The 19,699-nt window shown below is 54.1% G+C and carries 19 protein-coding genes; 9 read left to right on the top strand and 10 right to left on the bottom strand.

The window, feature by feature from the left end:
- The first annotated feature begins 31 nt into the window (after positions 1-31).
- The gene (gene sdaA, locus CWM52_RS00720; RefSeq protein ID WP_100682341.1) at positions 32-1,396 is read left to right on the top strand and encodes an L-serine ammonia-lyase; all 1,365 of its coding nucleotides are present in this window, start codon (positions 32-34) and stop codon (positions 1,394-1,396) included.
- Between the two features lie 122 nt (positions 1,397-1,518).
- Positions 1,519-3,129, top strand: coding sequence for an EAL domain-containing protein (locus CWM52_RS00715; RefSeq protein WP_100682340.1), 1,611 nt, complete (start codon positions 1,519-1,521; stop codon positions 3,127-3,129).
- A gap of 13 nt (positions 3,130-3,142) precedes the next feature.
- On the opposite strand, the gene yoaE is transcribed toward CWM52_RS00715, so the two are convergent.
- Entirely contained in the window at positions 3,143-4,702 is a 1,560-nt protein-coding gene (gene yoaE, locus CWM52_RS00710) for a CNNM family cation transport protein YoaE (RefSeq protein WP_100682339.1), read from the bottom strand.
- Positions 4,703-5,148: 446 nt separating this feature from the next.
- Between yoaE and manX the strand changes: the two genes are divergently transcribed.
- From manX to mntP, 5 genes are all read left to right on the top strand, one after another.
- A complete protein-coding gene (gene manX / locus CWM52_RS00705) occupies positions 5,149-6,117 on the top strand; it encodes a PTS mannose transporter subunit IIAB (RefSeq protein WP_100682338.1) in 969 nt (322 codons plus the stop codon).
- A 56-nt stretch (positions 6,118-6,173) separates the two neighbouring features.
- Positions 6,174-6,974, top strand: a complete 801-nt coding sequence (gene manY, locus CWM52_RS00700; protein WP_100682337.1) for a PTS mannose transporter subunit IIC — start codon at positions 6,174-6,176, stop codon at positions 6,972-6,974.
- A 12-nt stretch (positions 6,975-6,986) separates the two neighbouring features.
- Entirely contained in the window at positions 6,987-7,838 is an 852-nt protein-coding gene (locus CWM52_RS00695) for a PTS mannose transporter subunit IID (protein WP_004863911.1), read from the top strand.
- A gap of 55 nt (positions 7,839-7,893) precedes the next feature.
- Positions 7,894-8,352 carry a DUF986 family protein gene (locus tag CWM52_RS00690; RefSeq protein WP_100682336.1) on the top strand — a complete coding sequence of 153 codons (459 nt, stop codon included), beginning with the start codon at positions 7,894-7,896 and terminating at the stop codon, positions 8,350-8,352.
- A 417-nt stretch (positions 8,353-8,769) separates the two neighbouring features.
- A complete protein-coding gene (mntP, locus tag CWM52_RS00685; RefSeq protein WP_100682335.1) occupies positions 8,770-9,336 on the top strand; it encodes a manganese efflux pump MntP in 567 nt (188 codons plus the stop codon).
- A gap of 3 nt (positions 9,337-9,339) precedes the next feature.
- Here the strand turns inward: mntP and rlmA are convergent, their stop codons facing one another.
- The 6 genes from rlmA to mgrB form a co-directional block, all read right to left on the bottom strand.
- Positions 9,340-10,131, bottom strand: a complete 792-nt coding sequence (gene rlmA / locus CWM52_RS00680; protein ID WP_100682334.1) for a 23S rRNA (guanine(745)-N(1))-methyltransferase — start codon at positions 10,129-10,131, stop codon at positions 9,340-9,342.
- A 61-nt stretch (positions 10,132-10,192) separates the two neighbouring features.
- Positions 10,193-11,938 (bottom strand): peptidoglycan glycosyltransferase FtsI, encoded by a 1,746-nt coding sequence (gene ftsI / locus CWM52_RS00675; RefSeq protein WP_100682333.1) that lies wholly within the window; start codon positions 11,936-11,938, stop codon positions 10,193-10,195.
- 191 nt (positions 11,939-12,129) lie between these two features.
- Positions 12,130-12,339 carry a transcription antiterminator/RNA stability regulator CspE gene (cspE, locus tag CWM52_RS00670; protein WP_001062678.1) on the bottom strand — a complete coding sequence of 70 codons (210 nt, stop codon included), beginning with the start codon at positions 12,337-12,339 and terminating at the stop codon, positions 12,130-12,132.
- A gap of 40 nt (positions 12,340-12,379) precedes the next feature.
- Entirely contained in the window at positions 12,380-12,496 is a 117-nt protein-coding gene (locus CWM52_RS00665; protein ID WP_049267871.1) for a DUF2627 domain-containing protein, read from the bottom strand.
- Positions 12,497-13,132: 636 nt separating this feature from the next.
- A complete protein-coding gene (locus CWM52_RS00660; protein WP_100682332.1) occupies positions 13,133-13,417 on the bottom strand; it encodes a YebO family protein in 285 nt (94 codons plus the stop codon).
- 74 nt (positions 13,418-13,491) lie between these two features.
- Positions 13,492-13,635 (bottom strand): PhoP/PhoQ regulator MgrB, encoded by a 144-nt coding sequence (gene mgrB, locus CWM52_RS00655; protein ID WP_002911375.1) that lies wholly within the window; start codon positions 13,633-13,635, stop codon positions 13,492-13,494.
- Between the two features lie 159 nt (positions 13,636-13,794).
- On the opposite strand from mgrB, the gene CWM52_RS00650 reads away from it, so the two are divergent.
- Entirely contained in the window at positions 13,795-14,034 is a 240-nt protein-coding gene (locus tag CWM52_RS00650; protein ID WP_004863927.1) for a YobH family protein, read from the top strand.
- A 64-nt stretch (positions 14,035-14,098) separates the two neighbouring features.
- Here the strand turns inward: CWM52_RS00650 and kdgR are convergent, their stop codons facing one another.
- A complete protein-coding gene (gene kdgR, locus CWM52_RS00645; protein ID WP_100682331.1) occupies positions 14,099-14,890 on the bottom strand; it encodes a DNA-binding transcriptional regulator KdgR in 792 nt (263 codons plus the stop codon).
- A gap of 177 nt (positions 14,891-15,067) precedes the next feature.
- Here kdgR and CWM52_RS00640 point away from each other — a divergent pair, with 177 nt between their 5' ends.
- Positions 15,068-16,441 (top strand): MFS transporter, encoded by a 1,374-nt coding sequence (locus tag CWM52_RS00640; protein ID WP_100682330.1) that lies wholly within the window; start codon positions 15,068-15,070, stop codon positions 16,439-16,441.
- Between the two features lie 76 nt (positions 16,442-16,517).
- On the opposite strand, the gene htpX is transcribed toward CWM52_RS00640, so the two are convergent.
- Both htpX and prc read right to left on the bottom strand, forming a co-directional pair.
- Positions 16,518-17,399 (bottom strand): protease HtpX, encoded by an 882-nt coding sequence (gene htpX, locus CWM52_RS00635; protein ID WP_004863936.1) that lies wholly within the window; start codon positions 17,397-17,399, stop codon positions 16,518-16,520.
- Positions 17,400-17,635: 236 nt separating this feature from the next.
- Complete coding sequence (gene prc / locus CWM52_RS00630; protein ID WP_100682329.1) at positions 17,636-19,684, bottom strand: carboxy terminal-processing peptidase; 2,049 nt, start codon at positions 19,682-19,684, stop codon at positions 17,636-17,638.
- Between the last annotated feature and the right edge of the window lie 15 nt (positions 19,685-19,699).

Here is a 19,699-nt window from a genome sequence, read left to right as displayed (position 1 = left end):
CCGCTGCGGTAACCCTGTCAGGAGTATTATCGTGATTAGTATATTCGACATGTTCAAGGTGGGGATTGGTCCCTCATCTTCCCATACTGTAGGCCCGATGAAGGCCGGTAAACAGTTCGTCGATGACCTGGTCGAAAAGGGATTGCTTAATGAAGTGACCCGCGTGGCAGTCGATGTCTACGGCTCACTTTCATTAACCGGCAAAGGCCACCATACGGATATCGCCATTATTATGGGACTGGCGGGCAATCAGCCCGATACGGTCGACATTGACGCGATACCGGCATTTATCCGCGACGTTGAAACCCGCGGACGTCTGCTGCTGGCGCAAGGGCAGCATGAAGTGGATTTCCCGGCGGACGACGGCATGCGTTTTCGTAGCGACAATCTGCCGCTGCACGAGAACGGTATGACGATTCATGCCTGGACGGGCGACAAAGAGATCTACAGCAAAACGTACTACTCGATTGGCGGCGGTTTTATCGTCGACGAAGAGCACTTCGGCAAAGAAAGCACCGACGAACTGTGCGTGCCTTACCCGTTCAAATCGGCGCAGGAGATGCTGGCCTGCTGCAAAGCGACCGGGCTGTCGCTCTCCGGTATGGTGATGCAAAACGAGCTGGCGCTACACAGCAAAAAAGAGATTGAAGACTATTTTGCTCACGTCTGGCAGACCATGCGCGCCTGTATCGATCGCGGGATGAACACCGAAGGCGTGCTGCCCGGCCCGCTGCGAGTCCCTCGTCGCGCCTCTGCCCTGCGTCGACTGCTGGTGGCCAGCGACAAGCTGTCAAACGACCCGATGAATGTCGTTGACTGGGTGAATATGTTCGCCCTGGCCGTGAATGAAGAGAATGCCGCCGGCGGACGCGTGGTGACGGCCCCGACAAACGGCGCCTGCGGCATCGTCCCGGCGGTGCTCGCCTACTACGATCACTTTATCGAATCGGTCAGCCCGGATATTTATATTCGCTACTTTATGGCGTCCGGCGCTGTGGGTACCCTGTACAAGATGAACGCCTCTATTTCTGGCGCGGAAGTCGGCTGTCAGGGCGAAGTGGGCGTGGCCTGCTCCATGGCAGCCGCCGGTCTTGCCGAACTGCTTGGCGCCAGCCCGGAACAGGTTTGTGTCGCGGCGGAAATCGGGATGGAGCATAACCTGGGTCTCACCTGCGACCCGGTGGCCGGCCAGGTTCAGGTTCCGTGCATCGAACGCAACGCCATTGCCTCAGTGAAGGCTATCAACGCCGCGCGTATGGCCATGCGTCGTACCAGCGAACCGCGCGTCTCTCTCGATAAAGTTATTGAGACCATGTATGAGACCGGTAAAGACATGAACGCCAAATATCGCGAAACTTCTCGCGGTGGTCTGGCGATCAAAGTTCAGTGTGACTAAACTCTCCCCATAAAATGCGCCCTTCCGGGCGCATTTTTCGCTGTTATTTATTTACACCCACTACACTTGCTCAATGGCGGTTGTTATTCTACTCATCACATAGAGTCGACAGGGTGTCGCGCATGCAAAATGCACAAAAGGTCATTTCGACATACCGTCGTAAGCGGGTTGTCATTTGTTTAATTGTTGCGCTCCTGACGTTGACGACCACGCTGGTGGTCCGATTTATTTCACAGCGTAGTTTAAATCAGCAGCGTGTCCAGATGACCACCAATAAAATGGTGGTGGCGATGGATAAAATCTTACGCCCGTTGGCGGAGCACCAGCTTTCGTTGCTTCAGCTGGTGGGGCAACCTTGCCAGGATGTGCGTCTGCCGCTGCGTAAACTGGCGGCCTCGCTACAGACCGTGCGTTCAATCGTCCTGGTTAAATCGAGTATTCTCTACTGCTCCAGCATCTTTGGCGACCGCAACGTCGCTATTCATAAGCTGCAACCCGAGCTGCCAAACCAGCAGGCGCTGCTGACTTTTTCAACCGATAACACGCTGCTGGTCGGCTCTCCGGTCTTAATTCAATGGTATCCCTCCGTTTTCAATAACGCCGACGGCGTGATGATGATCATCAATATTGAGCTACTGGGAGAGTTAATTCTCAACGCAAAATCACCGTTGATTACCGGTGTTGGGCTGAACGTCGGTGCAAAGAGCTTTATCAGCGGGACCGGGGTGGTGGATCACCCGGCGCTTCCCGGTGAGTCCGTGATATACCGTCAACATTCGACGCAGTTTCCCTTTACCATCAACGTCAGCGGTCCCGGCGCTTCGGCGCTTGCTCTTAACGAACTGCCGGGCGAACTGCCGCTGGCGCTGATCCTGAGTTTACTGATGACCGGAATCGCCTGGCTGGCTACCGCGGGCAGGATGAGTTTTTCCCGGGAGATCAGCCTCGGCATCAGCGCCCGCGAATTCACGCTGTGGTGTCAACCGTTGAAAGACCTGCATTCGGAAAAATGCACCGGCGTCGAGATTTTGCTGCGCTGGAACAATCCGCGGCGGGGAAACATCTCGCCGGATGTGTTCATTCCGATCGCCGAGGGCTACAACCTGATCGTTCCCCTTACCCGCTATGTCATTGCCGAAACCGCACGTCAGCTATCGTTATTCCCCCATGATAAACATTTTCATATTTCGATTAATGTCGCGGCCCGCCATTTTGCCGATGGCGAACTGCTGCGCGATCTGCATAAACTCTGGTTCAGCGCCTACCCGGTGCAGCAGCTGGTCGTCGAACTCACCGAGCGGGACGTACTTCAGGACGGCGATCACCACATGGCGGAACATCTGCATTTCAGGGGGGTGTATCTGGCTATCGATGACTTTGGCACCGGCAACAGCTCGCTCTCATGGCTGGAAAAACTGCGGCCTGACGTGCTGAAAATAGATAAATCCTTTACCAGCGCTATCGGTATCGACAGCGTGAATGCCACGGTAACGGATATGATTATTGCGCTGGCGCACCGGCTGAATATTGTGACGGTGGCAGAAGGCGTGGAGACCCCGCTGCAGGCCGAATATTTACGGCACCACGGCGTTGATATCCTGCAAGGATTTCACTATGCCAGGCCGATGCCGGTTGAAGACTTCCCGCAGTGGCTGGCCGCCCGACGTCAGATCGAGGCGATGACGGATAATAAAACCGGCCGATCTCCCGAGGAGACCGGCCGGTCAGTCTGAGCAAACCGGAAGGTTACTCTTCTTCCTGGTTGTCAGGCACCGTTTTCACTACCCGTACCAGATCGACGCGATAGGCGTTCGCTTCCACAACGGTAAACTGCAGCGGCGCCCGCTCAACAACATCGCCGGTACGTGGGATATGACCGTTTACCGCAATCACCAGCCCGGCAACCGTGGCAATCTCTTCGTCTTCATTGACGAGGTCATCGAGCCCCACAGCTTGCTGTAAAGCGTGCAGATCGGCTGATCCTTTAATCAACCAGCCGTCGCCATCGGCAACGATTTCCGGCGTCTCATCGGCATCCGGGAATTCACCGGCGATAGCTTCGAGGACATCCAGCGGCGTCACCAGCCCCTGCACCACGCCAAACTCGTTGGTCACAATGACGAAGCTACCGCGGGCACGACGTAGCACACCCAGCAGATTGATAGGGTCCAGCGTTTCCGGGACCACGATTGCCGGCGCAGCCGAGGCTAATGCCGCGACGTTCTCACCGGCCTCCAGCGCCACCAGCATCTCTTTGGCCCGCACGATACCGATGATTTCATCCAGCTCGCCCCGGCACACCGGGAACAGGCTGTGCGGCGAAGAGAGCAGCTGGCGGCGAATTTCTTCTTCGCTCTGCTCCGCGTTCACCCAGCTGATTTCCCCCCGCGGCGTCATAATGCTGCGCAATGAACGCTGCGCCAGGGTCAGGACGCCGTTAATCATATAGCGTTCTTCTTCCGCAAATGCTCCTTCCGGGACCGGAACCGGCGCCGGGCTCTCGCCATCGTGGCTCACGGCGTGCTGTTTGCGCCCGCCCATCATGCGCAGAATAGCGTCAGCCGTGCGTGCGCGTAACGGCAGCGTCGACTGGTGACGAATAAAGTTACGTCGTGCTATCTGGTTGAAGAACTCAATGGTTATCGAGAAGCCAATAGCGGCGTACAGATATCCTTTCGGAATATGGAAACCGAAGCCTTCAGCCACCAGGCTCAGGCCGATCATCAGCAGGAAGCTCAGACAGAGCACCACGACCGTCGGATGCTGGTTCACAAAACGGGTCAGCGGCTTCGAAGCCAACAGCATCACCGCCATCGCAATCACCACTGCCGCCATCATCACCGGCAGATGGTTAACCATCCCGACCGCAGTAATCACGGCATCCAGCGAGAATACGGCGTCAAGTACGACGATTTGTAATACCACCACCCAGAAACTGGCATAACCTTTACCCTGTCCGGCATCGTGCTGGCGGTTTTCCAGCCGCTCATGCAGTTCCGTGGTCGCTTTAAACAGCAGGAATATCCCCCCGAGCAGCATGATGAGATCGCGCCCGGAAAAAGAGAGATCCGCAATGCTGAACAGCGGTTTGGTTAAGGTCACCATCCACGAAATGACCGACAGTAGCCCCAGACGCATAAACAGCGCCAGCGACAGGCCGATCAGACGGGCTTTGTCCCGTTGTTTCGGCGGCAGTTTATCCGCGAGGATGGCGATAAAGACCAGGTTGTCGATACCGAGCACGATTTCGAGGACGACCAGCGTCAATAAACCGACCCAGATAGAGGGATCCATTAAGAATTCCATGAGTTACTCCAGTTAACGACAGACGGAGTCATCGCGATGTCACGCACGGCAGAGACAATCGTTGCGGGTACAAAAGCGTAGCAGGTAGCGGCGGCAGAAAAATGCCAGAAGGTGAAAAGACGTCGATGAGGGTCCATACAGCGGGCTATGCCCTATACTCCTGAGTAATTAAACGGAAGCTAAACATAGCAAAAAATGGAGAAAGATTGGAAAAAACTTTACCAGTCTTTGCAATAAGTAAGGCTATTTTTGCGCTGCGAAATTATTAGCCGCAGATGCGTGATTAACGGATCTTCATCACATTAATTATTTTTTCACTATCTAAAATAATTCGCGGTAGTAATTATTTTATATCTTACACCCTCACTGAATCGATTTTGTTCGCAAGAGTGATTCAGGATGTATCACCACAGATGATGCATTCACGATAATAAAGGAGGTAGCAAGTGACGATTGCTATTGTAATAGGCACACATGGTTGGGCTGCAGAACAACTGCTGAAAACCGCAGAAATGCTGTTGGGCGAGCAGGAAAACGTTGGCTGGATCGATTTCGTTCCGGGTGAAAACGCCGAAACGCTCATTGAGAAGTACAACGCACAGTTGGCAAAGCTGGACACAACTAAGGGCGTGTTATTTCTCGTCGATACGTGGGGAGGTAGTCCATTCAATGCCGCCAGCCGCATTGTCGTCGATAAAGAACATTACGAAGTGATTGCTGGCGTTAACATTCCGATGCTGGTCGAAACGCTGATGGCGCGCGACGACGATCCTTCTTTCGATGAACTGGTGGCTCTGGCGGTGGAAACCGGCCGTGAAGGCGTGAAGGCGCTGAAAGCGAAGACGGAGGAAAAAGTCGCTCCGGCTCCGGTTAAAGCAGCGGTCAAAGCGGCAGCTCCGGCAAAACCCATGGGGCCAGACGACTACATGATTATTGGTCTGGCGCGTATTGATGACCGTCTTATTCATGGTCAGGTGGCCACCCGCTGGACCAAAGAAACCAACGTGACCCGCATTATTGTCGTGAGTGATGAAGTGGCGGCAGATACCGTGCGCAAAACATTACTGACTCAGGTTGCTCCTCCGGGCGTGACGGCCCACGTTGTCGACGTTGCGAAGATGATTCGCGTCTACAACAACCCGAAATACGCAGGCGATCGCGTCATGCTGCTGTTTACCAACCCTACCGACGTCGAACGTATCGTTGAAGGCGGGGTAAAAATCACTACCGTCAATATCGGCGGCATGGCTTTCCGTCAGGGTAAAACGCAGGTGAACAACGCCGTTTCGGTCGATGAAAAAGATATTGAAGCATTTAAAAAGCTGAATGCCCGCGGTATTGAGCTGGAAGTGCGTAAAGTGTCCACCGACCAGAAACTGAAAATGATGGACCTGATTGGCAAGGTAGCGAAATAACCTTGCGGATCGCGCCCCCGTTTTCAACTTAAGACTTAATCAACAGGAGAAGTACAATGGAGATTACCCTTCTTCAGATTGTGCTGGTGTTCATCGTCGCGTGTATTGCGGGTATGGAGTCGGTACTTGATGAATTTCAGTTCCACCGTCCTCTGGTCGCGTGTACGTTGATCGGCGCCGTTCTCGGCGATATGAAAACCGGTATCATCATCGGTGGTACCCTGGAAATGATCGCTCTGGGCTGGATGAACATCGGTGCGGCGGTTGCGCCGGATGCCGCGCTGGCTTCCATCATTTCTACCGTTCTGGTTATTGCGGGTCATCAGGGTATCGGCGCCGGTATCGCACTGGCTATCCCGCTGGCAGCAGCAGGCCAGGTTCTGACCATCATCGTTCGTACCATTACCGTAGCCTTCCAGCATGCGGCAGATAAAGCGGCGGAGAATGGCAACCTGACGGCGATTTCGTGGATCCACGTCTCTTCGCTGTTCCTGCAGGCGATGCGTATCGCAATCCCGGCCGTCATCGTGGCTATCTCCGTCGGAACCAGCGAAGTTCAGGGCATGCTGAATGCGATTCCTGAAGTGGTCACCAGCGGTCTGAACATCGCCGGCGGCATGATCGTGGTAGTCGGTTACGCGATGGTCATCAACATGATGCGCGCAGGCTACCTGATGCCGTTCTTCTACCTTGGCTTCGTCACCGCGGCATTCACTAACTTCAACCTGGTTGCGCTGGGGGTGATTGGCGCGGTAATGGCTATCCTCTATATCCAGCTGAGCCCGAAATACAACCGCGTTGCGGGTGCGCCAGCGCAGGCTGCTGGTAATAACGATCTCGATAACGAACTGGACTAACAGGTGAGCGAAATGGTTGATATGACTAAAAATACCACCGAGAAAAAACTCACTCCGAGTGATATTCGTGGCGTGTTCATTCGTTCTAACCTGTTCCAGGGGTCATGGAACTTCGAACGTATGCAGGCGCTGGGCTTCTGCTTCTCTATGGTACCGGCTATTCGTCGTCTGTACCCGGAGAACAACGATGCGCGTAAGCAGGCCATTAAACGTCACCTGGAGTTCTTTAACACTCACCCGTACGTCGCAGCGCCCGTGCTGGGCGTAACGCTGGCGATGGAAGAACAGCGTGCCAACGGTGCCGAGATCGATGATGGTGCCATCAACGGTATCAAAGTTGGTCTGATGGGGCCGCTGGCTGGCGTCGGCGACCCGATCTTCTGGGGTACCGTGCGTCCGGTATTTGCGGCATTGGGTGCCGGTATCGCGATGAGCGGCAGCCTGTTAGGCCCGCTGTTGTTCTTTATTCTGTTCAACGCCGTCCGTCTGCTGACCCGTTACTACGGCGTAGCATACGGTTACAGCAAGGGTGTTGATATCGTTAAGGATATGGGCGGCGGCTTCCTGCAGAAACTGACCGAGGGGGCGTCAATTCTCGGCCTGTTTGTGATGGGGGCGCTGGTTAACAAGTGGACGCATGTGAACATTCCGCTGGTGGTGTCAAAAATCACCGGTTCAGATGGTCAGGTTCACGTAACGACCGTGCAGACCATCCTTGACCAGCTGATGCCGGGCCTGGTGCCTCTGCTGCTGACCTTCGCCTGTATGTGGCTGTTGCGTAAGAAAGTTAACGCCCTGTGGATTATCGTCGGCTTCTTCGTCATCGGTATCGTCGGCTACGCTATCGGCCTGCTGGGCCTGTAATAATCCTGTTATCCGCCGGGGGCTTGCCCCCGGCTTTTTTTTCACTGGAGGATAGATGACAATCACGGATCTGGTGCTGATTCTGTTTATTCTTGTTCTGCTGGCGTTTGCCATTTATGACCAGTTTATTATGCCCCGCCGCCACGGCCCGCTACTGCTGGCTATCCCCCTGCTCCGCCGCAGTCGCGTTGACGGGATAATCTTCGTCGCTCTGACCGCTATCCTGATTTATAACAACGTCATCAGTCACGGCGCGCTCATCACCACATGGTTATTATCTGCGCTGGCGTTAATGGGCTGGTATCTGTTCTGGATCCGGACGCCGAAAATCATCTTCAAACCAACTGGTTTTTTCTTCGCCAATATCTGGATTGAATATAAGCGAATTAAAGCAATGAATTTATCGGAAGATGGCGTACTGGTGATGCAATTAGAACAACGGCGCTTGCTTATTCGTGTACGAAACATCGACGATCTGGAAAAGATATACAAACTTCTCGTTTCAACTCAGTGAGTTATAAATATAGCCAGCGCTATATTTCAGCGATTTCTGGCAGATGGATATATAGCCGTGGCTATATTCCGTCTGCGCACTTCACTTATATTTATTAACGAATTATTCACGCATAAAACCAAATGAAAATCGTTATCATTTGGTTATTGAAATAAATAAATCCTGTTATTGTTTTATATTCTGAAAATATGTTAAGGTTGCGCCCGTCGTTGGGGAGTAGCCGGTTTCCTGCCTGCCAGGAAATGTACGTGTCAACATACTCGTTGCAAAACGTGGCACGTACGGGTTGAAGAAGGTATTCAATCAGGCGAGACCATAGACACATTACCGCTATACGCAAGGCCCGACTCGTGGGCTGCGTATATCTACTGGGGGCGGTGATGTGTCATATGGATTTTCCCCGGTCAGGACGCAATCATGAACATCTCCGCTACCATTCTTCTTGCCTTTGGCATGTCCATGGACGCCTTCGCGGCCTCTATCGGTAAAGGCGCTACCTTACACAAACCTAAGTTCTCCGAAGCGCTGCGCACCGGGTTAATTTTCGGCGCCATCGAAACGCTCACCCCGCTTGTCGGCTGGGGAATGGGGATGCTCGCCAGCCAGTTCGTGCTGGAGTGGAATCACTGGATCGCGTTCGTGCTGCTGGTCTTTCTCGGCGGACGTATGGTCATTGAAGGTTTTCGCGCAACCGAAGATGAGGCAAGTGAAGCGCCTCGTCGCCATGGTTTCTGGCTGCTGGTCACCACTGCCTTCGCCACCAGTCTCGATGCGATGGCCGTCGGCGTCGGCCTGGCGTTCCTGCAGGTGAACATTATCGCCACCGCGCTGGCTATCGGCTGCGCGACGCTGGTGATGTCGACACTGGGGATTATGGTCGGGCGGTTTATCGGCCCGCTGCTGGGCAAACGGGCCGAAATTCTTGGGGGTATTGTCCTGATAGGTATCGGCGCCCAGATTCTCTGGAGCCATTTCGCCGGCTAATTCTCAGGCCTCACGCTGCCAGCAGTGGATCATAAAATCGGTCTGGCAGCGGAAAGTCGCCTGCGCGCGCAGCGTTTCACGCACCGCTGGCTTCGCCCGCCACGCGAATGGCGTCATCTGCAACAGCGCTTCCGCCTCGGACCCGGTCAGCTGCATCGGATAGGCCAGCTGCTGCTGGTTTAATGTAAAACCGGCCATCTGTTCATGATTTTGCTCATGCAGACGCACCTCGTCATAAATCAACCCTTTCAGCTCCAGCAAATGACGCGGTCCCGGCGTGGCGGTAATCACCCAGCCGCCGGGCCTGACCACCCGCGCCAGCTCCTGCGCATTACAAGGGGCGTAGATTCGGACCACCGCATCAAGGCTGGCATCCTCGAACGGCAGACGCTGGCTCGATGCGACGCAAAAATTGACCTGCGGATAGCGTCTGGCCGCCGCGCGAATAGCCGACTTTGAGACATCCAGCCCCCAGCAATGAGCGGCGATGGCGGCAAACGCGTGGGTGTAATACCCTTCCCCGCAGCCGATATCGAGCAGACACTCAGGCGCGGCGACGCAGAGAAAGTCGCGGATCGCGTCACGCAGAGGCTGATAGTGGCCCGCATCGAGAAATGCCCGCCGCGCCTGCATCATCTCCGCGCTATCGCCCGGATCGCGAGACCGCTTAAACTGCACCGGCAGTAAATTGACATACCCCTCTTTCGCCAGATCGAACTGGTGCCGCTGCGGGCAGATATAGCTATTATCGCGGCGGGAAAGCGGCGCGTGGCAAAGTGGGCAACTGTATGACATGACAACTCCGGTGTCGCTGAAAGGGCGAAAGTGTAGCGCTATTCGCCCTTTCAGACCACTGTTACAGCGCCGGCGGCGCGGCATCACCGTTATGCATCACAATCAGATTTTCCGAGCCTTGCGGCATACCGTCCGGCAGCACATTTTCCAGCCGCAGTACATCGCCCATGATCTGGCTAAAGACCGGTGCGGAAACCGCCCCGCCATAATAGGCGCCATTGCTGGGATCGTTAATCACCACCACCAGCGCAAATTGCGGACGGCTGGCGGGCGCCACGCCTGCGGTATACGCCACATATTTATCGATATATTTACCGTCGGGACCGATTTTTTTCGCGGTCCCGGTTTTCACCGCAATGCGATAATCGCGCACCGCCGCCTTGGTGCCGCCGCCGCCCGGCAGCGCCACGCTCTCCATCATATGCTCCACTTCATGCACGATGCTTTCCGGCATCACCTGCGTCCCGATGACCGGCGGATCGATGCGGGTAATCGAGAGCGGTCGCTCAATACCGAAACCGCCGATAGTGGCATAAACGTGTGCCAGCTGCAGCGGGGTCACCATCAGGCCATAGCCGAAGGAAAAGGTCGCGCGGTCCAGCTGGCCCCAATAGCGCCGTTGCGGCATCAGCCCGGCGCTTTCGCCGGTCAGCCCCAGCCCGGTCGGGTCGCCAAAACCAAACGCTTTATAGGTATCGATCAGGTGTTGCACGGGCATAGCCAGCGACAGATGCGACACGCCGATATCGCTGGATTTTTGCAAAATACCGGTCAACGACAGTTCGGGATAATAGCCAACATCGCGAATACGGTGACCATCAAGCACAAAGGGGTGGGTATCCACTACGCTGTCCGGCTGCACAATCCCCTGCTGTAGCGCCGTCATCACCACCAGCGGTTTGACCGTCGAGCCCGGCTCAAAGGTATCGCTGATGGCGCGATTGCGAAAATCATCCAGTTTGGCGTCGTCACGGTTATTGGGATTGAAGTCCGGATAGCTGGCCATCGCCATGATCTCGCCGGTATCAATCTTAACCAGTACCGCCGCCCCCGATTCCGCCTTATTCCAGTTTACGGCGTTATCCAGCGCATCTTCGGTGACCGTCTGCAGGCGCTCGTCGATACTCAGTTGAATATTATGCGCAGGCACTGCCGGCATCTCGGTGATATTTTCGATCACGTGACCATGACGATCTTTACGCACCAGCCGGCGCCCCGGCTTTCCGGTGAGCTGAGCATTAAAGCTTTTTTCAATCCCTTCAATGCCCTGGTTATCGATATTGGTAAATCCCAACAGGTTAGCCGCCACGTGCCCGGCAGGGTAAAAGCGGCGCGACTCATCACGCAGGTTAATCCCCGGCAGGTGCAGCTTGTCGATCCATTCGGCCTGTTCCGGGTTAACCTGGCGGGCCAGATAGATAAACCGCATATGCGGATGGCTCTCAACGCGTTTGGCCAGATCGCTCAGATTGAGGTGCAGTGCCTCCGCCATCCCCTGCCAGCGCGGGCCATAGCCGACGCCGCCCTTTTGCATAATGGTTTGCGGGTCGGCCCAGATGGCACTCACCGGCACGCTAACCGCCAGCGGGCGGTTCTCACGATCGCTGATGGTTCCACGCTGCACATCGATGGGTTCTTCGCGCAACGAGCGCATATCTTCTTGTTTGACAAGGTTATCTGGAGAAATTATTTGTAGCCAGGCCACCCGCCCCAACAGTATTCCGAGACAACCGAGAATCGCCACGCACAACAGCCCAAAACGAAGAGGGGTGAAATGAGCAACTGACTTATTTTTGTACTTTAGCACCGTAGCTCCAGCATTATATTGCAACCCTCTGATTTAACAGAAAATCGGCACAACAGAATGCGAAACTATGCGAATAAGGATGTTGTTTTGCAACAAAGCGCGACGGAAGGGGAAAAATGGACATATTTTGCAATAAAGACTAAAAAGCCCCGCAAAGGCGAGGCTTTTCTTACAAGATGAGTGGTCTTGAATCAGATAGCAGTAACGTTAACTGCAGCCGGACCTTTCTGGCCGTCCTGAATTTCGAACTCAACGTTCTGGCCTTCAGCCAGAGTTTTGAAGCCATTACCCTGGATAGCGGAGAAGTGTACGAACACGTCTTTGCTGCCATCAGCCGGAGTAATGAAACCAAAACCTTTAGACTCGTTGAACCACTTAACTTGACCTTTAATCTTTGCCATTTGCAAAATTCCTTAGACTGTTTTCTTCGCCCACAGGCGCTTACATAGATAAAACTGACACGTTACTGCATGAGGCACTAATATAAGGTTCGGCAGAGAAGCGGTATTCAACGACAACGTGTTTACTCAGGACTTCTTTACTGAAAATGCCACACATAAACAGAACTGTACCTCGTTTAACCCGAAAGGTGTTATCACATACAACGTAAATAATGGCAAGCCATTTTTAAACGTGTCTCGATCCTTCGCACAAATTATAAGGGAATCATTTGATCACCTGCACATTTATGCGTCTTTACCGCCGAGGGCTACCCTTGCCGCTGCCACAGGATTCACTCTATCGCCAACCCTATGGTTGCAACTTTTTTTACCATAGCTCAACAACTTCGCTTCGTCCAGGCAACGGGCTATTCTGCCAACGCATTTCAGCAGCCAGGGTCAGGACCGGTGCATAATGATGCGTATAAAAGGTCATATCTATAGTTGAAATTTCGCTTAAATTCTGCGGAGGTAGAGATATAAAATTGTCACACGATTACGTTATAAATATTATTTATATTACAATTCAAACATGAAGCATTCATGACGATATTTTTTCATCAGACAATTAAAACAGATTGTTATTATTTAATTTGAATAACTAAAAAATCAATGGCGTCAATAGCCAGAATTGGGAGCGGGGACACATTCAGCGCGCGAGGAAGTGTAACAAAACGATCGGAAAGGATAAGAAAAAGTTATAGAGCCCCATTGTTCCAGGTGCACACCGAGGCGGTGCACACCTGTCAGTCAGTTACCGTTCGGCGACGAGACGGATAAAGTCGTCATCGTCTTTCTCTCCCGCCGAAGTCTTAGTAACCTCTTCTTTCTCAGGCTCATTGGCTTCACAGAGACGGCGCAGCAGCGCATTTTGCCGCTTTTGCTGGTCCAGTAACGCCTGCAGCAGTTCAATCTGCGCGTTGGTGCGCGAGCTTGCGCGATTAACAAAAAACCATAACAACAAACCGACAAGTAGCAGCACGACGGACAGTGCCAGCGATGCCAGATTTAAGAACCCAGGATTCAGTAACTCACTCATTTCACCACCTCAAAGAGAAGGCGTACATTCTACCACTCGCGCAGCAGAAGGAAATCGGTCGTCAGAAAAATGTCTTACCAGGGGATAAACTTGTTGATTGTGCAGATGCCGCTGAAAAACTGTACATCTTGATCGCACATTACGTTAAGCATCTGAGTCCACAGCAACAAACAGCCCGCTATGATGACTATCAGCAAAACCCAGCGTAATTTTTTCACTCCATTCTCCGCATCAGTATCAGATGGTTCCAGGATAACATGAGCATCTTAAACCGTGGCTAACTGTAATACGAAAGACAAGTTTAGGAATCATAGACTTGTTTCAAGACGTGTAGCTGGCAAAATAAACTCAGGGATAATGCAAACTATGAGGCAACAATGCGATTAATCATTCGTTCCATTGTCGTACTGGCTATCGTATGGATTGGGATATTATTGAGCGGCTATGGCATTCTGATTGGCAGCAATGAGAACGCTGCGGGGCTGGGGCTTCAGTGTAAATATCTGACGGCTCGCGGCACCAGTACCGCACAATATGTTCATTCTGATAGCGGTATTATCGGTGTTACCGACTGCCCGATTTTACGTAAAAGCGAAACCGTTATCGATAAAGGTTGATGCATAAACGCGACAGCGGGAAACGCATCTCCGCTGTCGCTCAACCAACCAGACCGCCATTCGGTCAGAATGGATAGTCGTTATACCCCATCTGCTCAGAAATCTTACGCGCCGCCGTGTGCAACATTGCCACGTATTCACTCAGACGCTCTTCGGAGAAACGCAGCGTCGGGAAGGAGATGCTCAGGCCCGCAATCACTACGCCAAAGCGGTCGAAAACCGGTACGCCGATGCAGCGCAGCCCTTCTTCCTGCTCTTCATTATCTTCGCCGTAGCCCTGCTGACGAACCTGATCCAGAACGCCCAGCAGCGCTTGCGTACTGGTAATGGTCCGCTCGGTGCTACGTTTGTATTCCACGCCTTCAAGAATCTGCTCAACTTCAGCGCGATCGCGCCACGCCAGCAGCACCTTACCAATAGCGGTGCTGTACAGCGGGTTGCGGCGGCCAATGCGTGAGTACATCCGCAGGTTGTACATGGAGTCGATTTTGTGGATATAGACGATGCTGTCTTCATCCAGCGCACCCAGGTGGATCGTCTCTTTGGTCAGCCGCGAAAGCTCGCGCATCTGGATGTCTGCGCTGCGGACCAGATCGACATTCTGTAGCGCACGCGCGCCCAGTTCGAACAGCTTGAGCGTCAGCGAGTATTTCTCAGATTCGCCTTCCTGCGCCACATAGCCCAGCGATTTCATGGTTTGCAAAAAGCGATAAACGGTGCTTTTTGACATCATGACGCGCTGGGACAGTTCGGTAATGCCAATTTCACGCTCTTCGCCAAGCGCCTGCAGAATGCCAAAAACCTTCAATACCGAAGAGACAGAATCTGGCTGTTTATCCAAATCTGCAACTGCCATTTATCACCTCATCGTAACTGTTTTATAAAAATCAGAACCGGTTTTTATTATAAATTCGCATCGCGCCCCTCGCAATCGTTCTTCTGCTCATTCGTTACAAATCTGCGACATACAGCTGAATAATCAATGCTAAAATCATTACTCAGAGAATAATTACCATCAAGAAGCATATTCAACATGGATAAAAATATTTCCGATGGCCTGCCTTTGCCGCAGCGCTACGGCGCAATGCTGACCATCGTTTTAGGGCTGGCCATGGCGGTGCTCGACGGCGCAATAGCCAACGTGGCCCTGCCGACTATCGCCACCGATTTAAACGCTTCACCGGCGGCGTCAATCTGGATTGTCAACGCCTACCAGATAGCCATCGTCATTGCCCTTCTGCCGCTCTCTTTTCTCGGTGATATGTTCGGCTATCGACGTATTTATAAAATCGGCCTTGCGCTGTTTACTCTCACTTCACTCGCCTGCGCGCTTTCCCATAGTCTGCAGATGCTGACGCTGGCCCGCGTCGCGCAGGGCCTTGGCGGCGCCGCGCTGATGAGCGTCAATACGGCGCTGATCCGGCTGATTTTCCCACAGCGTTTTCTGGGGCGCGGCATGGGGATTAACTCCTTTGTGGTGGCAGTTTCATCAGCCGCCGGTCCCACCATTGCGGCGGCGATTCTCTCGGTCGCCTCCTGGCAATGGCTGTTTTTTATTAATATCCCACTCGGGATTGTGTCGCTTATCCTCGCCCTGCGTTACCTGCCGGCGAACGTTGGCCGGAGTAAAATCACTCGCTTCGATCTCCCCAGCGCCATCATGAATGCGCTGACGTTTGGCCTGTTGATCACCGCTCTCGGCGGTTTTGCCCAGGGCCAGTCGGGACGGGTCGTGCTTGCGGAAGTGGTCGCGATGCTGGTCATCGGTTTTTTCTTTGTGCGCCGCCAGCTGCAGATGCCGGTCCCGCTGTTGCCGATTGACCTGCTGCGCATCCCGCTGTTTTCCCTTTCTATCTGCACCTCCATTTGCTCGTTCTGCGCGCAAATGCTGGCGCTGGTTTCTCTGCCCTTCTTCCTGCAATCGATGATGGGCCGCAGCGAAGTCGAAACCGGCTTGCTGCTGACGCCATGGCCTCTGGCTACTATGGTGATGGCGCCGCTGGCGGGTTATATGATTGAGAAAGTACACGCGGGATTACTGGGGGCCATCGGCCTGCTGGTGATGGCCTGCGGTCTGTTTGGCCTCGCGCTGTTGCCCGCGTCGCCCTCCGATCTGGATATTATCTGGCGCATGGCGCTGTGCGGCGCGGGTTTTGGCCTGTTCCAGTCGCCGAACAACCATACCATCATCTCTTCCGCCCCGGGCCATCGCAGCGGCGGCGCCAGCGGAATGCTGGGGACCGCGCGTCTGCTCGGTCAAAGTACCGGCGCGGCGCTGGTTGCCCTGCTGCTTAACCTGCAGGGCAACAGCGGCACCCACAGCGCGCTGCTGCTGGCCGGTGGACTGGCGGTGATTGCCGCCGCCGTCAGTGGGCTTCGCGTGACTCAGCCGCGACCGGGACAGTAGCCGCTCTCGCCAGGCTGCGGCCATAAAAAAATCCGCTGCCCGAAGGTCGCGGATTTTTTATCTACTCTGCCACACGTTACTTCAGGTATTCACCGCTGCGCAGCGCTTCAATACGCTTATCCAGCGGCGGGTGAGTCATGAACAGTTCGCTCATTGACTTCGCCTTACCGTTAATGCAGAACGCCATCATGCTGCTGGCTTCCTGCGGTTCATAGCTGGTTTTCAGGCGCTGCAGCGCGGCAATCATTTTCTCACGCCCAACCAGTCTGGCAGACCCGGCATCGGCGTGAAATTCACGGTAGCGCGAGAACCACATGGTAATAATGCTGGCCAGAATACCGAACACCAGTTCCAGCACGGTCGCTACGGCAAAGTAAATCAGCGGGTTGCCATTGCTGCTTTCACTGTCATCCCGGTTTCCGCCCAAAAAGCCGGCGGCAATCTGCGCGATAACACGCGAGATAAAGATAACGAAGGTGTTCACTACCCCCTGAATCAGCGTCATCGTGACCATGTCACCGTTGGCGATGTGGCTGATTTCGTGGGCGATGACCGCTTCGGCTTCGTCACGACTCATGTTTTGCAGCAGCCCGGTGCTCACGGCGACCAGAGAAGCATCGCGGCGGGCGCCGGTGGCAAACGCGTTGATATCCGGCGCATGGTAGATGGCGACCTGCGGCATGCCAATACCCGCCTGCTGCGCCTGCTGTGCGACGGTGTTCATCAGCCAGCGTTCTGTTTCATTGCGCGGCTGCTCAATCACTTCCCCACCCACGGATTTCAGTGCCATCCATTTCGACATCATCAGCGAAACGATCGATCCACCAAAACCAAAAAGCAGCGCCATGATCAGTAACCCGGTCATGCTGCTTGACTGAATTCCCGTCAGGCTTAACACCAGCCCGAATACCACCATCACCGCCAGGTTGGTCAACAGGAAAAGCGCGATTCGCATCATAATTTTCTTTTAACCTCGATTTAACAAAACGCACTATGCGATTACCCATATCGTATGGGTAGAACGCCAATTTTCAACGATCAGGCCCCGCTAAGTCACGAGAAAAACACAACTTTACATTTTGTCACAGCGAACTGACATCTGCGTAAGTTGTTGACATTTTGTATGTATCAGAGAGGTCGTTCTGGCGGGTGACGGAAAGAAAAACGGGCACAATGATTGTGCCCGTTGGGTGCTTATTTGCTGACCGGCGGTTCTACCGCGGGCATCTCTTTCTCAAGATGCGCGAGGTCGACCGCAATGTGGACCGTCTCATCAAGATACGGATCCGGCTCCTGGTAGTCCTTCGGCAGATCGTCCAGTTTCTTCAGCGGCGGTTTACCTTCGCGCTTCAGACGATCGTTAATCCGTGCCAGGCGCGTCGCATCGTCTTCTTCGTTCTCTTTTTCACGCTGAGCGTAGTTGAGAGAAACGATATAACGCTTATCTTTCATTGCGTTATAGCGAGCGATGTCCTTCATGATGTACTGGAACTCGGGATCTTTGGCGATCCGCGCCTCGTGCAGCTTCAGCAACTGCGGATTAAACGGCTGTAAATCACCAGATTTCACGTAGGTCGCCGCATTGACGCTATCCCACGGCAGCGCGTTATCTTCATACTGCTCGCCGGTCTCACGCTCTTCGCTACCGGTCGGCATCATGATGTCCGGCGTGACGCCCTTGCGCTGAGTACTTCCGCCGTTGATGCGATAGAATTTCTGGATGGTGTACTGTACGGAACCCAGCGCCGGCCAGTCAGGGCGCAGCATCTGATCGTAGATACGGTTCAGCGAACGGTACTGCTGGACGGTCCCTTTACCGAAGGTCGGCTCCCCGACGATCAGCGCGCGGCCATAATCCTGCATCGCAGCGGCGAAAATTTCAGACGCCGAGGCGCTGAAACGATCGACCAGCACCACCAGCGGGCCTTTGTAGTACACCACGCCATCGGTATCGCTGTCTTCACGCACCTTGCCGTTGTTGTCGCGAACCTGGACAACCGGGCCGGATGGAATAAACAGGCCAGAAAGCGAAACGGCTTCGGTCAGCGCCCCACCGCCGTTACCGCGCAGATCGATAACAATGCTGCTGACGTTTTGTTTCTCCAGCTTCTGCAGCTGCACCTTGACGTCATCCGTCAGGCCAACGTAGAAGCCCGGGATATCCAGCACGCCGACTTTCTGTTTGCCGACGGTTTTCACCGACATTTTCACCGCGCGGTCTTCAAGACGAATGCGCTCTCGGGTCAGCGTGACGATACGGGTTTTGGCGCCCTTACCGGCAGGCAGAATTTCGAGACGCACTTTGCTGCCCTTCGGCCCTTTAATCAGCGCGACAACGTCATCCAGACGCCAGCCGATGACGTCAACCATACCTTTACCCGTCTGGCCGACGCCGACAATACGATCGCCGACGGCGATCGATTTACTCTTCGCCGCCGGACCGCCGGCAACCAGCGAATTGATGACCGTATAGTCGTCATCCATTTGCAGTACCGCGCCGATACCTTCAAGCGACAGGCTCATTTCGGTATTGAACTGTTCGGTATTGCGCGGGGAGAGATAGTTGGTGTGCGGGTCGATCTCGCGAGCGAAAGCGGTCATCGCCAGCGAGAACACGTCTTCGCTGTTGGACTGCGCCAGACGACGAATGGCGAATTTGTAGCGACGCGTTAAGGTATCGCGAATTTCTTTATCATCTTTGCCAGTGAGCTTCAGGCTCAGCTGGTCAAACTTAACCTTGGCGTCCCACAGCGCGTTGAGCTCGGCTTCGTCTTTCGGCCAGGGGGCTTTGCTGCGGTCAAGGTTGAAGTTGTCGTTGCCGGTAAAGTCCATCGGACGTTCCAGCACCTTTAATGCATACTGATAGCGCTCAAAACGACGCTTCTGCGCCAGGTTATACAGGTCGTAAAAAACGTCCAGTTTTCCCGTACGCAGCTCATCGCCGATTTGATTCTTCTTCGCCGAGAACTGAGCAACATCACTGGCCAACAGCACGTTGTGGCTGTAGTCCAGCAGATTCAGATAGCGGTCGAAAATTTTTGCCGAGAAGGCGTCGTCGAGATCAAATTGCCGATAGTGAGAACGGGTAAAGCGCGAGGTTACGCGCTCGCTCACCGTCGCGTGCTGCGGCTCTTCTTTCAGCACGGGGATTTGGTCAACTCGAGTGATATCGTCCACGGCGAACGCATGGCCTGCTATTGCCAGCAGGCCCGCAAACGCGGTGAGCTTAAAGAATTTGTTCATGCCTGGCCCGGCCTC

The sequence above is a fragment of the Raoultella sp. T31 genome (genome assembly GCF_002806725.1).
In the GTDB taxonomy this organism is placed as follows: Bacteria; Pseudomonadota; Gammaproteobacteria; order Enterobacterales; family Enterobacteriaceae; genus Klebsiella; species Klebsiella electrica.
Note: the sequence above shows the minus strand (reverse complement) of the source record. Positions and strands in the feature narration are given on the sequence as shown.